Source organism: Flammeovirga sp. OC4 (genome assembly GCF_000812565.1).
In the GTDB taxonomy this organism is placed as follows: Bacteria; Bacteroidota; Bacteroidia; order Cytophagales; family Flammeovirgaceae; genus Flammeovirga.
In genome coordinates this window covers 1-14,573 of the sequence record NZ_JTAM01000091.1, presented here as the reverse complement: position 1 = coordinate 14,573, position 14,573 = coordinate 1, and the positions used below count along the sequence as shown (strand labels likewise).

General features: G+C 34.2%; 13 protein-coding genes and 1 rRNA gene. 2 read left to right on the top strand and 12 right to left on the bottom strand.

Going from position 1 to position 14,573, the window contains the following annotated elements; genetic code table 11:
* Positions 1–44 precede the first annotated feature (44 nt).
* The 6 genes from PL77_RS27090 to PL77_RS27065 form a co-directional block, all read right to left on the bottom strand.
* Positions 45–932, bottom strand: coding sequence for a hypothetical protein (locus tag PL77_RS27090; RefSeq protein ID WP_044212423.1), 888 nt, complete (start codon positions 930–932; stop codon positions 45–47).
* Positions 933–1,032: 100 nt separating this feature from the next.
* Positions 1,033–2,253, bottom strand: coding sequence for a CHASE2 domain-containing protein (locus PL77_RS27085; RefSeq protein WP_044212422.1), 1,221 nt, complete (start codon positions 2,251–2,253; stop codon positions 1,033–1,035).
* Positions 2,254–2,645: 392 nt separating this feature from the next.
* Positions 2,646–5,006, bottom strand: coding sequence for a WG repeat-containing protein (locus PL77_RS27080; protein ID WP_044212421.1), 2,361 nt, complete (start codon positions 5,004–5,006; stop codon positions 2,646–2,648).
* A 2-nt stretch (positions 5,007–5,008) separates the two neighbouring features.
* Positions 5,009–5,623, bottom strand: a complete 615-nt coding sequence (locus PL77_RS27075) for an NUDIX hydrolase (protein WP_052444775.1) — start codon at positions 5,621–5,623, stop codon at positions 5,009–5,011.
* A gap of 146 nt (positions 5,624–5,769) precedes the next feature.
* The gene (gcvH, locus tag PL77_RS27070) at positions 5,770–6,150 is read right to left on the bottom strand and encodes a glycine cleavage system protein GcvH (protein WP_044212420.1); all 381 of its coding nucleotides are present in this window, start codon (positions 6,148–6,150) and stop codon (positions 5,770–5,772) included.
* Positions 6,151–6,293: 143 nt separating this feature from the next.
* Positions 6,294–6,692, bottom strand: a complete 399-nt coding sequence (locus PL77_RS27065) for a hypothetical protein (protein WP_156152570.1) — start codon at positions 6,690–6,692, stop codon at positions 6,294–6,296.
* Between the two features lie 25 nt (positions 6,693–6,717).
* Here PL77_RS27065 and dxr point away from each other — a divergent pair, with 25 nt between their 5' ends.
* Both dxr and rseP read left to right on the top strand, forming a co-directional pair.
* Entirely contained in the window at positions 6,718–7,896 is a 1,179-nt protein-coding gene (gene dxr / locus PL77_RS27060) for a 1-deoxy-D-xylulose-5-phosphate reductoisomerase (RefSeq protein WP_371199287.1), read from the top strand.
* 61 nt (positions 7,897–7,957) lie between these two features.
* Complete coding sequence (gene rseP / locus PL77_RS27055; protein ID WP_044212417.1) at positions 7,958–9,310, top strand: RIP metalloprotease RseP; 1,353 nt, start codon at positions 7,958–7,960, stop codon at positions 9,308–9,310.
* 95 nt (positions 9,311–9,405) lie between these two features.
* On the opposite strand, the gene PL77_RS27050 is transcribed toward rseP, so the two are convergent.
* The 6 genes from PL77_RS27050 to rrf all read right to left on the bottom strand — a co-directional run bounded on the left by PL77_RS27050 (position 9,406) and on the right by rrf (position 14,436).
* A complete protein-coding gene (locus PL77_RS27050; RefSeq protein WP_044212415.1) occupies positions 9,406–10,401 on the bottom strand; it encodes a TerB family tellurite resistance protein in 996 nt (331 codons plus the stop codon).
* A 29-nt stretch (positions 10,402–10,430) separates the two neighbouring features.
* A complete protein-coding gene (gene trxA, locus PL77_RS27045) occupies positions 10,431–10,805 on the bottom strand; it encodes a thioredoxin (RefSeq protein WP_371199288.1) in 375 nt (124 codons plus the stop codon).
* Positions 10,806–10,861: 56 nt separating this feature from the next.
* Positions 10,862–12,421 (bottom strand): Rne/Rng family ribonuclease, encoded by a 1,560-nt coding sequence (locus tag PL77_RS27040; RefSeq protein WP_044212411.1) that lies wholly within the window; start codon positions 12,419–12,421, stop codon positions 10,862–10,864.
* 376 nt (positions 12,422–12,797) lie between these two features.
* Complete coding sequence (locus PL77_RS27035) at positions 12,798–13,658, bottom strand: tetratricopeptide repeat protein (RefSeq protein WP_052444774.1); 861 nt, start codon at positions 13,656–13,658, stop codon at positions 12,798–12,800.
* Between the two features lie 78 nt (positions 13,659–13,736).
* Positions 13,737–14,087, bottom strand: a complete 351-nt coding sequence (locus PL77_RS27030; protein WP_240050295.1) for an HU family DNA-binding protein — start codon at positions 14,085–14,087, stop codon at positions 13,737–13,739.
* Positions 14,088–14,324: 237 nt separating this feature from the next.
* Positions 14,325–14,436: ribosomal RNA gene (rrf, locus tag PL77_RS27025) — 5S ribosomal RNA — on the bottom strand.
* Between the last annotated feature and the right edge of the window lie 137 nt (positions 14,437–14,573).

Below are 14,573 nucleotides of genomic sequence, written 5' to 3'. Positions count from 1 at the left end.
ATAATAGACGCTTTTGGTCTACAACTTCTGAAATTAGTTTAAATTTAACTTCCGTATCTAGTTTGGAAATTTTCATAAAGTTTTACGAATTGCTCATCTCCATTTGAAAGTACAATCGCATTCTCATAAGCTGTAGAGGCATTTACAATAAAGCCTTTTTCTTCGTAAAACTTCGCTAAAATCAATTGCCCAATGGCTGTTTCGTTTGATTTCAGCATTTCAATTTCTTTAGCTGTTTCTTCTGAGTCTCCATCTGCATAAACAGTAAATGCATATAAATCAGAAGCAATTTTATTGTTTCTAGCATCTTCTACATAGTAAAATAAATACTTTTGATCATTCAGCTTAGGGTCATTAAGGTCCAACTTGTACTCAGTACCCTCTACCTCATCTTCTATCAAAATATGATGCTTTCTATCTTTGATGTAGATTTTAAAAGAAACTTCCTCATCATTATCATTTCCTTTTAATTCCCAAGTCAGATTCACCTCTGTCTTAATTGCATTTGAATTAATTGGAATATGAAAGAAGATTGGTTTTTTCTTTAATGATCTTGTTACTGATCCGTATTTTGCTTGAGTCGATGCCGTTTCACCAGATCCGGTTAATTCATCTTTAATAAAATCAACGTATTTAGAAACTAAATCACTTTCAGCCGTACCTAAATCTTTACCAAGTTCATCTACTTTATAAGTTCCACTTTTTTTCAACTCTAAAGTACCTCCCATGATAGAAGCTAATCCTAAATAAGGGGCTGTCCCGCTTATTTCTACAGATTGGCCAGAAAGTAGCATATCTCCGGTGTGTATCTTTTTTCCATCTACCATCACCTCACCCTTTGCACCGAGTACCATAAATTTTGCCTCTTGAGAATATGCCGATGTGATCAAAAAGAGACTTGATATAATGGTGGCTAATAACTTAATTTTCATAGTTTGTATATTTTCAGGATTCAGAAGTTCGCAATATCTTTTTGTAGTTCTATGTACGTAAAGAATCCATTAAAAGTTATTCACAAGTTACGCATTTGATTTACTTTTTCCATTTGTTTCTCATACCGCGGAAAAGTCTCAATAAAATTTCAGAGAATATTTCAATTAAATCCCCGGAAAGTAATATTACAAAAAATAGTAATGTAAAATTCGCATGGTAACCAAATGAACCAAAAAGTAGCATGGTCATAAACAATATTATGATGGCCTCTACAAGCTGAATTGACTTCGTTATAGCATTATACCAAACCGCTAACTTCTGATTTTCAACGATCCACATAAAAAGCACTGCATTGATATAGCAAACAATAAATGCAAGGAAATAACTTAACCAATCTGGCATCATATCAATGTATGTTTCATTAAGAATCATGGAGATAATGTTAGCATGAACTACAACACCAAACATATCAGGATACCCTCTACCTACAAGATTGGAATTCAGTGGTGTAAAAAACTTATCATCGTCCCAGTGCTTATCCGTGTAACCGTCACCCATATAACCCATCAATACTATTTTATCTTTCACAAAAGAAAAATCTCTATCTGGATCATTTAAGTCATTTACGTCTAACTTAATAAACTTATCATAGTTTCCTTTAAAATAGATTGGTTCTACTTGGTTTCCTCTTTTCAGAAATTTTGCTGTTTTTTCAGGATTAAATTTTTCAGCGATTTTTACAGATAATGCATATTCCTTTTGCCCATTTTTTATATCAACATAAACAGGAAAATCTCTCCACGTTGTAAAGTCTTCATCTGTGAGTATGCCAGTAAATACGTGAGCGTGATCTGTGCTCGCTACAAAAGGAGCATAAGGCATTCTGAGTGTATCAAATTTTGAGATTCCAGGATTCCATTCATCAGGCATAGTTGCTAATACAAACGATTCTCCCATCATTCGTAAAGCTTGAGCGAGCATAAAATCTCCTGCAGGGTCTTTTGGTCTTGGTCCTACGAAAGTGGCATCTATTCCCATTACCTTGGGTTTTTCAGAAGCCAATCGTGCAATTTGTTTTGCAATCCCTTTTCTATCTAGTGTACCAATGTTTACAAGTACAATATCTTTTTCGAAATGCTCTTTCTTACTATCTCGTAGTTTAGAATAATAAATATCTGTTAGTTGAAAGTTTTCGAATACCTGCTCAAATACATTTACAATCTCAATTTGAACATTGGATGCCTGAAGAAGTCCCATAAACATAAAAACGAAGATGGTTCCTAACAATGCATCTCTATTTAAGAGTTTTATTTTAGTCATATTTGGATAAGTTCAATAGTAAACCGACTTGGACCGAAAGTAATTCATCCCAATTCGATTAAGCAACAAAAAAGGCTTTTCTTCATTATAAACGTGAAGAAAAGCCTTTTTTTTATTTATGACTCTATTTTTTTTAATTCATCTTGTAGAGATCTGTACTTCCGGAAGAATATTTCTCAACTATAACACCATCCTTTAGTACAGCTGAAGGAGAATAGTAATTATGGAAATGTACTTCCTTTTGTAAAGAAATAAAACAGATAACGATACTGATAAACAATAACATAAATCCTAACACTCGCATCTTCCTCTAGTTTTATATATTGATAACTCGCTCACAATTATATAAAACTATCTCTGTGTCAATAAGTTCCGTTTCTACTCATAATATATTATAATGGAACACTGTATACATCCGCTTTCTTTCTTTTTAAACAAATCCACTTTTTATTGTGCAAAACTTGTATGGAGTGATATACTATTTTCCAGGTATTATATCCATCAATTCTATCAATACCAATTTTATCATTATTCTTTACCTCAATAAAGCCTATACCCAAATCTGTGATTTGATCATATTTTCCATAAACACCTTTAATTCCTCCTGGGATATAAATTCCCATTCGACCTCCCTTTTCCCATATATACCAATTTCCAAAAGCGGAGCGTTCCACATTTTCATACTCAAAAGGAATAATCGTTTTTCCGTCTTTGTTAACAACACCCCACTTCCCTCTTGATTTTGCTTTTGCCATATTGTCTTTCAGGCCATATAAATCTTCATATCGAGGTTGTAGGGTAATTACATCTTCTTGGTTAATAAAACCCCATTTATGATTAATAGAGAAAGGTGCTAAACCATCAGAGAAATCTCTAACATTTTCATAACGGCAAGAAAGCCTCAGTCTACCCAGATAGTCCATAAAACCATATCGTTCTCCAATCTCTACTTTTGTAAAACCTTCCGACGGATTGTAAACAGAATCATAAAGAGTGTATGCACTACGAGTAGGTTCTCCTTCTCTATCATCAATTACCTTGTATAACCAAGTGCTATCCATATACATTTCGACTCTCCCTTCCTTCAAATAATCTAAATTCAAAGAGTCATATTTGGTAGATAAACTCAATCGACCTTTACTAGTCAATAATCCAAAATGTCCTCTTCTTTTCATGACTACATAGCCATCTTCAAAAGATTCAACAGTTGCAGAATCTGTTCTGAACCATTCAATTCCGTCAATTCCTAGTGTTCCCCATTCTTGATTATCTTCAAAATAATATAAACCCTCAGAAACGGTTTTTAAACGGTCAATAATTGGAGTGATGACCCATTTTTTATCAAGGTCAATAACACCATAGTAATCATTCGTTCTAACAACAGCATATGAACCAACAAATGACTCTGCATCTTTAAACTGCGGAGAAATCCATTCATTCAGATCACTATCTAAGTATCCATAAAGACGAGCTTTCCTTATGAGGTATTTTCCTTGAGAATATTCCCCTACCATATCATAATTATGCATGGTTAAGTTCTTTCCTTTATGATCATAAACATCAGGATAATTGGATTGATCTAATGTCCAATAATGTCCTGTAGGCATTCTCTTTAAGTTCGTAAATTGAACAGGAATTACAAGCCTTCCCAAGGTATCACAAACTCCATATCTATTTTTCTTTTTTACGATCGCCTGTCCTTCAATAAAGTCTCCAACTTCATCGTAGAAATTAAAGAATTTATTTTGGCCTTTAGCGTCTGCGATACCGACTTTTCCAGATGTGTAATACCTCACCAAATCATCCCCGGCATAAGATATACTGTCGCAATTCCATGTACTCAGTAAATTCCCCTCTATTGTACCTAACTCCAGCGTAGGAAAGCTTTTTGCAATAACTGTAGAATCTGTAAATTCAATGTTTTTATAGATAGTTGGGTAAATCTCTTTGGCATTTTCATCCAACAATCCAAACCTTCCATTTCTATTTAAAAGTAGCTTTTCCTGCTTATGGTACCATTTCCAATTCGAGTATAATTCATCAGAAAAATGCTTTCCGGAATGATCAATAAAAAGCCATTGACCTTCTACTGTCATAGCAGCAATGAGTTTTTTTCCTGCCCATTTCACACTCAAATATTCTAATGGCAGGATCCAATTTCCTTCTAAATTAATTATTCCTTGAAGACCATCGTTTTTAGCCACCAATAATGGGAGCCCTCCAGCCATAAACCTTAGTTTTTGAAATGTAGTTGGAATGATTTCATCTCCTTCCGTATTCAATGCTCCATATCGCCCTTGAAGGTTTACAATAGTTACTCCATTGACAAAATAATTCAGGTCTTCATAAGAAACAGAAATGACCTCTTTTCCTTTGGTATTGATAACACCCCATTTATTGCCACTTTTCGCTCCAATAAGTTTTCCATAAAATAATGGAGCACTTGTTGAATCTGCATCATCCGACCAACCTAATCGTTCATAAGCATGAGCAGTTAGTTTCTTACCTTTTGTATTGATTAATATAAAACCCTTTTCGTTCTTAACAGCTGCAATTCCATCTAAATTAAACGGGTAAGCTATTTCGTATTTAGGTTTAATGGACCAATCCTCTTGTCCTTCTTTTTTATAGCCGTAATAATCTGAGTCACTATCTTTTACTACTTCCAAAGTTTGAGCACCTGCACCCAAACTGAATACAATAATTAATAGTAGAATACTTGATAAGAATATTTTCGCTTTCTGAATCACCATATTTATACTCCACACAATTCAAATACCTCTTTTATAGATTTATAGGTATTTTTCCAGACTTTATTTTTTACTTCATTTATTTTTACCCATTCCAAAGTTTCTATACCTTCTTCAATTTGGGGAATTAGTTTTTGTTCCTCGTCAGTAGATTTCATCTTATACCAATACGTATGCTTTAAAACATGTTTCTTTTTGTAGATATAAGTATGAAATGTTTGATGTAATAACGTTTCAATTTCAGCTTTTACACCAGTCTCTTCTTCCACTTCTCTTACTGCACACTCTTCAATAGTCTCTCCTTCATCCAGATGACCTTTAGGAATATCATAAATTCCATTTCTTTTCATGACGAGTAGCTCTTCTCCTTTAAAAACCACTCCTCCACCTGCTTTTCTGACTTGAAATTTTTCTAACAATAAACCACTTTGCTTTGGATAATCAGTTGTATAAAAAAGATATTTTGGACTTCCTGCTACATCTCCATTTTCTGCTGCAAGATACCTAGACCATAAAGTCTCAGCTGAAGCATTACCATAAACAATAAAATTTTGTTCCTGAGGATGTTTATCAAAAACAGGTCTTAATTCAAAATATACCTTTCCAGTGAAAAATTGCATTTTATATTATTGGTCGATAGTTAAAAACGAGATAAGTGAAATGATTAGGATATACCAAATAGAACTATACCGATTACCCTAACGCCTATAAAAAAAGAGTTGAACTACTTACTGCTCAACTCTTTTTGTATATATCTTAAAAGAAATTAATCAGCAATTTCTTCTTTATATGCTTCGCTATCTAATAAGCCATCTACTTCAGTAGGATCAGATAATTTGATTTTGATCATCCAACCTTCACCGTAAGGGTCAGAGTTTACTAGTTCAGGAGCAGCATCAATTGCTTCGTTTACTTCTACTACTTCACCGTTTACTGGCATAAATAAGTCAGATACTGTTTTTACTGCTTCAACAGATCCAAATACTTCGCCTTCAGCAACCTCCTCATCTTCAGCTGTGATGTCCACAAATACAATATCCCCTAACTCGCTTTGCGCAAACTCAGTAATACCGATGTACGCAAACTCACCTTCTACTCTTAACCATTCGTGGTCTTTTGTATACTTTAATTCTGCTGGGAAATTCATAATTTCTCTCTATATATGTGTGATTATAAAATGGTCGCCAATGCTGACGAATTTTGATAGCCCAAAGTAACAACTAAAGTCAGATATATCCAATATTCCTTTTTGTATTTTGTTACTTTCAAATCTATTATTGCTATAAAAATTTATGGATTTTCAAGGTCTATTACCTTAAACTGTAGTACTTCTACCCCCACATCAACTTCACCTAAATCTAGTTTTCTTTGTAGAATTACTTCTTCATTTACCGGAAGTGTAATTTTCTTTTCGAACACTAAATATTTATCATCTACCAAAGCTTCTACTCTTAATTCAACATTTTTCTTAAACAATGAGTCTTTATTTTCTAACTTTAAGACTGCGTAAGTATTGAGCAATGCTTTTGGTGTTTTTTTCAAAGCTGACATCTGAACTTTTCCCTTTTCTTGAAGTAGTTGCCATGACTCATCAAGATAAATCTTATTTTCTTGTGCAAAACACGAAAATGTTTGTAATGAAATGCTAAAAAATAGAGAGAGAATAGTAATAGATATTAACTTGCGCAATTGAAGTAAGTGAGCATTCTTGAAAATGCATAAAAAGAAAGATTTGATGACTTTAAAATCAATTGCAATTCTTGGCTCTACAGGGTCAATAGGTACACAAGCCTTAGATGTTATTAAAGCAAATACATCTTTATTTTCTGTAAGTATTTTATCTGCAGGAAATAATGTAGACCTTCTCATTCAGCAATGTATTGAGTTTCAACCAAAGTATGCCATCATTGGCAATAGTGATAAATTTTCTTCTTTAAAAGAAGGACTCAAAGATACAAAAGTAAAGGTATTAACATCTATAGATGGTATCTGTGAAGCATTAGAAAATACACATTCTGATATAGTATTAACAGCTCTGGTAGGATATGCAGGGCTAAGACCTACGCTTACTGCAATTGATCAAGGCATTACAATCGCTTTAGCTAATAAAGAAACTTTAGTGGTTGCCGGTGAAATTGTGACTCAAAAAGCAATTGAAAAAGGTGTTGATATTATTCCTGTAGATTCAGAACATTCTGCTATCTATCAGTGTTTAGTTGGTGAAGAAAGCAATCCAATTGAGAAAGTTATTCTGACTGCATCAGGTGGACCTTTCAGAGGTAAGAAAAGAGAAGAATTACTTCAGGTCACCAAAGCTCAAGCACTAAAGCACCCGAACTGGAGTATGGGAGCTAAAATCACAATTGATTCAGCTTCATTAATGAACAAAGGTTTGGAAGTAATCGAAGCAAAATGGCTCTTTGACGTCGAAGCAAATCAGATTGATGTTATTGTACATCCTCAATCAATTGTACATTCACTCGTACAATTTGAAGATGGTAGCATGAAAGCACAAATGGGGTTACCTGACATGAAGTTACCTATCCAATATGCTCTAGGTTATCCTCAAAGATTACCATCTGATTTCGAACGTTTCAATTTTATGGATTATCCTACCCTAACTTTTGAAGCACCTGACAAGGAAACATTTGTCAATCTACAATTAGCATATGACTGTTTAGATAAAAAAGGTAATAGTGCTTGTATACTCAATGCCGCCAATGAAATTGCTGTTGAGCGATTTTTAAATGATGAGATCAAATTTTTAGATATCGCTGCACTAAACCAATTCTGTATGGAAAATTATCAGTTCATACAGACTCCAACATATGAAGATTATGTTGAAACTGACCATAATGTGAGAGAGGTGGCAAAACAATGGTCAAATAAATAAATATTATAACTAACTTATTATTCTGATCATAAAAGCAGAGTAGTACGTTTTAATTTTTAAGATGGAAGGACTTATAATGGCTGCTCAGTTATTAACTGGGTTATCAATTTTAGTAGGAATACATGAATTTGGGCACTTCTTTGCCGCAAAGATTTTTAAAATACGAGTAAATAAATTCTACTTATTTTTCGACTTCTTATTTCCATTTCCTAACCTTTTAAAGTTTTCAATTTTTAAATTCAAAAAGGGTGATACTGAATACGGATTGGGTTGGTTCCCGATGGGAGGTTATGTAGATATTGCCGGAATGATAGATGAGTCCAAAGGGGCAGATGATTTAGAAGCTGAACCTCAACCTTGGGAGTTTAGAACTAAACCTGCTTGGCAAAGACTTATTGTGATGTTAGGTGGTATCATCATGAATGTGATTACTGGAGTTATTATATTTATTGGTATTGCTTACAGTACAGGTGAACGTTACCTTCCAATGGAAGAAGTAAATAAGTACGGTTTATATGTAAGTGAGCTTGGTGAAAGAATTGGTTTAAAAACAGGTGATAAAGTTGTTAACCTAAATGGTGAACCTGCCAAACAATTCAGAGATATTGTAGACCCTAATTTCCTTCTTGAATCTGATAGTTACATTACTGTAGATCGTAATGGAGAGCAAATCCGTGTAGATATTCCTAAAGAAATGATCGAATGGATGAGCGATGACAAATACAGAAATAAATCTTATGTCTACTTCAGAGATCCATTTTATGTAAAAAGAGTTTTACCAGGAACTCCTGCTGATCAAGGTGGATTGAAAGCTGATGATATACCTGTAGCTATTAACGGTAAAGAAGTTCCTTATTTCAGTGAGTTTAGAGTAGCTCTTTCAAAAGTAGCAGGAACAGAAATTGAATTAACAGTTTTGAGAAATGAACAACCTGTTAAATTAAATATGACAGTTTCCAACGAAGGTACTTTAGGTTTTGAAATGAGATCTCGCCTTAATGCTGAATACAAAAAATACACATTAATGGAAGCTATTCCTGTAGGGACAAAAGATGCTTTCAATGTAATTTTAGTTCAAATCAAGGCCTTTGGAAAACTCTTTAGAGGTGAAGTTTCTGCAAGTAAATCTGTAAGTAGCCCCATTGGTATTGCTGAAGTTTATGGTGGTACATGGCATTGGTTACAATTCTGGACAATCACTGGTATGTTATCAATGGTACTTGCATTTATGAATTTACTACCGATTCCTGCATTAGATGGTGGACATGTAGTTTTCTTAACTTATGAGATCATTACAGGAAAAAAACCTTCAGAAAAAGTATTAATGGTTGCTCAACAAATTGGTATGTTAATCTTATTATCGATTATGGTTTTTGCCTTCGGTAATGATATTTTCAAACTTATTTCTCGATAGAGTAAATTTATAAGATAGAAAAAAGCCATTGCAGTAAAGAAACAGCAATGGCTTTTTTTATGAAAAGGCTTTTCTTCTTATACAGAAGAACCATATTATTTATACTCAAAAAGAGTCAAACGCATCTTTGATATTTTAGCCTCAGTATCCACCAAATAATGAATAGTCTGTGCAATATCTGGAGATATACCCAAAATATTCGCCACCTTTTCTGAAGCTTCTCTCTCTTGTTCAGGAAAGCTCAAATCAGCACTCGCCATTTTAACTGCATTATAGAGTAGAGTTCTTTTAAAGTTAATAGTTACATCAACTTTCAAGTTATCAATTACATCTTGTAGCTTACCGCTCTTATAATCATAAGCAACCACTTGCTCAGCAATATGTGGAGGCGTTTCTGAAACGGTTACAAATTGTTCTAAATACCACTCCTTTTCAGCATCTGACACTATTCCATCCGCTCCAGCGATTATCATCAGTGCATAACCATAATTCAGTTGTGTTTGTTCACAAGTAAGCTTTATACCAAACGTATTTCTCTCCAATACTGATGCTGGCTTCATATTCAAACTTTGCAGACCAATAATCGGATGAGCAGTGTCTTCTTCTAGTTCAAACAAAGACTTACGGATCATTCCCAATGATTTTTCAGTATTGACAAGGCCTTCTATTGTACGAGCTATAAAGTAAGGAATACCTAAAAGCTCCGCAGCCTTCCAAACGGCTTCTTTTTCTTCTTTGGCATAGTCATTATCTGCCATTGCCATCATTACTGCATCATACACCAATGTCCTTTTGAAATTCATTGGGACATCGATATTTAGATTTGGTAATAATTCCTCAAGATTGACCTGTAAATAATCAAAGCTTCTAATTTCTTCTTTCTGTTCATCAGAAGCTCCTATAATTTCTAGAAAGTCAGTAAATACCCAATCCATTTCCTCCTCAGAAATTTCTCCATCAGCCCCTGAGATAGCCAATAAAGCTTGTATATACTTCATCCATGATTCTGTAGACACACCCTCACAAGATTGTATCATGATAGCAAGAGGAGAAGCTTGTATTACTTCTTCATTAAAAGATAAGCTTGACATGTTAAGTAGATTCGCAATTAAAAGTAATGTTACGTGTATCTTTCGATCACCTTCATCAATTCATGTTCTGGCATCACACCTGAGTTTCTCCAAAGTATTTTTCCTTTATGAAATAATATCAAAGTCGGAATACTTCTGACTTGATATTTCAACATAGCCTGTTGATTTTTATCCGAATTAATTTTAATCACAGTTAATCGTTCGCCTAATTTTGACTTTATCGACTTAATAGTTGGAGCAATCATGTGACATGGTTGACACCAATCTGCATAAAAATCAACTAAAACAGGAACTTCTGAATTGTTGATTAAGTTAGTAAATTTTGACATAATATTAATATTTAATCCTTTTTTACTTACAAAGATAATTACACTATATAAATTATCATATGATAATTTATTAATTTGTTATCTCAAAAGAAAAGCTTCTACCACATCTTGTGTGATAGAAGCTAATCAAATCATTTTAAAGAAATTTCTTCATCATGATGATCAAAAAACTTGTACTCAGACAATCCTAACGAAGAGTCTTCGAAGATTTTGACCCATTTGAAATGTTTAAAGAACCATTTCATCCTTCGAGAAGGGAATCCTGAAGTGAAATAAGCATAAAGGTAAGGGTGAACTCCTAATTTAAATTTGCCATCATTCTGCTTCTCTAACAAGTACATTACTTCTGTCTCGATTTGATCTGCGATAGCAATAGATGCTGTAATCTTACCCGTGCCATTACAAGTTGGACACTTCTCTTTAGTTACAATACTTAATTCAGGTCTCACACGCTGCCTCGTGATCTGCATTAAGCCAAATTTACTCAGTGGTAATACTGTATGTTTAGAGCGATCTGCTTTCATCTCTTGCTTTATATGCTGATACAACTTTTGCTTGTGCTCAGCTTTCTTCATATCAATGAAGTCTACAACGATGATGCCTCCCATATCACGTAATCGTAATTGTCTGGCGATTTCTGTAGCAGCCTCTACGTTTACGTTGAATGCAGTAGCTTCTTGATTGTTCTCTGCATTCGACTTATTTCCACTGTTAACATCAATAACATGAAGTGCTTCGGTATGTTCAATTACCAAATAACCTCCACTACCTAAGCTAACAGTTTGACCAAAGAGTGTTTTTAATTGCTTCTCGATACCTTGGTGCTCGAAAAGCTTGGTTTTGCCTGAATAGTGTTTAACTATTCCTGCTTTGTCTGGTGCGATTTGTAAAATGAACCTTCTTATTTCATCGTACACTTCTCTATCATCTACAGTGATACTATCGAATGATTCATTCAATATATCTCTCAACATAGAAGTAGCACGGTTCATTTCACCTATGACTTTCTCTTTTGGAGTAGCTACCTTTAATTTACTTACGCCTTCTCCCCATTTAGTCACAAGGTCTCTTAAGTCTTTATCCAACTCAGAAACTTCTTGATTTTCTGCAACAGTTCTAATGATTACACCAAAGTTTTCAGGGCGAATAGAGTTGACTAATTTCAATAGTCTTCTTCTTTCACCAGCATCAGTGATTTTTTTAGAGATGTTTACAGTATTACTAAAAGGAACAAGTACAAGGTATCTTCCTGCTAAAGAGAGCTCACATGATAATCTAGGTCCCTTCGTCGAGATTGGCTCTTTTACAACTTGTACTAAAATCTTTTGGTTTTGTTTTAGGACGTCATTGATTTTTCCGAGTTTATCAATTTCAGGTTCCAAACGAAACTGCTTGAGGTTCTCACTCACATGTTTGTGGTGCTTACCTTGAGCAAGCTTAATGTATTTCAATAGGGATCTGACCTTAGGTCCTAAGTCCAGATAATGAAGGAAAGCATCTTTATCATACCCGATGTCAATAAAGGCAGCATTCAAACCAGGTACTACTTTTCTTACAACACCTAAATAGATGTCTCCTACTTGAAATTTTGTTTCGTCATTATCATAGTGTAGTTCCACCAGACTTTTATCTCTCATAAGAGCAATTCTGCTGCCCTCTGGAGTTGAATTGATCACTAGTTCATTACTCAACTCAATAAAAGTTTAAGGTTAACAATAAATCTATGAAAATGTATAGTAACGTTTTACTATACTAAAAATAATTCTTTTTCTAAGATAATGAAAAACCTTGTCCTAGATTCACTAGAGCAAGGTTCTTGATTAAGCTGCGACTAGAACATTACTTTTTCTTGTGTCTGTTCTTTCTAAGTCTCTTCTTTCTCTTGTGAGTCGCGATCTTATGTCTTTTTCTTTTCTTACCGCAAGGCATATTCTTACAGGTTAAGTGTGTTAAATCTTTTCTTTAAATTCATTCATCGAATATTAATACTCTCAGAACGAATGCGCAATTTATAACAAAAAATGGAGAAAGGCGAACTTTATCACCATTTTTATGTATTTATTTACATTAATTCACCCATTCTGCTAGATATTGCTGTGCTGTAGCACGAATCTCCTCAGAATCAGCGTTTTTATTGATGTATTTCAGCTCATCAATGGCTTTATCCTGACTTCCCATTTCCTTTAATGAGATCGCCAAATAGAACCTTGCTTCCATATCATCTGGGTATAATTCTTTCAGTTTTTTGAACCTCTCGATTGCTTTGTTATACTGACCAGACTGAATAGATAATAGTCCTAAATTAAACAAAGCTAACTGATGATTAGGGTCAATAGCAATTACTTCTCTGATCTTTGCAATACCTTGCATTGGTGCGGAAGAAACCATGTACGTCATACCCAATTTCACTTTAGCATCTAAGTCTTTTGGATCTTTATCTAATACCGCTTGATATTGCTCTTGAGCTTTTGTCGCCATTTGAGCAGACCTTTCTTCACTCATTGCAAAAGTATAAGCATCGTAATAAGCATCTGCTGCTGCTCTTAGGTCTTTTGTATCATTTGAAGCCCCATACAATGCAAGCTTCCAATCACCTGCTAGATCAAACTTATTCATCTTTAAAAGAAGATCATAAGCTTTATCCGCAATTTCTCTTTTATTCTTAATGTTATCTGCAGCCTCAAATTCTTTTTTAAATTGATCTAGTGTGGCTTGAGTATCTGCTGGTAGTTTGGATGTGTGTGCCATTGAAGATTGATCTGAACCATGATCATGTCCATCATCTTCTGAGTGTTGTTCTGTAGTTGTAGCTGTTGTTCCCTCTGCTACCCTTTCACTGTTGTCTGTCACAACTGCTTTTGGTAACAATGCAAGAATAACAACTAAAACGACCCCGGCACCAAGTAAAATATACTGCTTAGTTCCCATATATAATTTGAAATTAAAAAAAGTCCGCACCCTAAATTATAAGATGCGGACAATTTATACAATTCTTTGCAACAAGTACTAGTTTTCGTTGATTAAACGTACTTTGTCACTTCCTTTAATTTTCTCAACAAACTCCTTCGAAGGTTTGAAACTAGGAATGAAGTGTTCAGGGATAGGAATAATCTCACCTCTTGAGATATCTCTACCTTTTTTGCTAGCACGTTTTTTATTTACAAAGCTACCAAAACGACGGATGTAGATATTATTACCTTCAGCCATCTTGTCCTTCACTACATTAAAGAAGTCTTCTAAAACTTGTCCAACTACTTCTTTATCTACTTCAACCATAGTTGCTGCGTTTGAAGTCTGTGCTTCTTGACGCTTCTCAATTTTTCTGAGAATTTCTGTGATTACTTCTGCTTTAGTCACTTTAGTGAAATTTTATATTTATAAGATTCGTCTCTGTATTATCTAATAAGTAAAAAAATAACTATCTGAAATACAGTAGACTGTTAGCCTAACTAGTACCTACAAAGGTAACAATCAATACTTTAAAAAAATAGTAAATTCGTACTATAAAATACTGATTAACAAAATATTACAATATTTTAACACAAAAAAAGGTTAGTCAACATCTTGTGTTAACTAACCTTCTATATTTAATGAATGTGGCGCCGACTTACTCTCCCGGGGGTTAACCCAGTACCATCAGCACGGTAGGGCTTAACTGCTCTGTTCGGAATGGGAAGAGGTGAACACCTACGTCATTGGCACCATCAATGTCTTAATGATCTAATGAACTTGAATTTAATTACTATCACAACTAATTATTTAGTCATTGACAGTGAAAAGGAAAAACTTTGCTGAGGTAGTATCTCTACTACCTCAACCGTAAAAGAAAAAGCTATTGGGCGA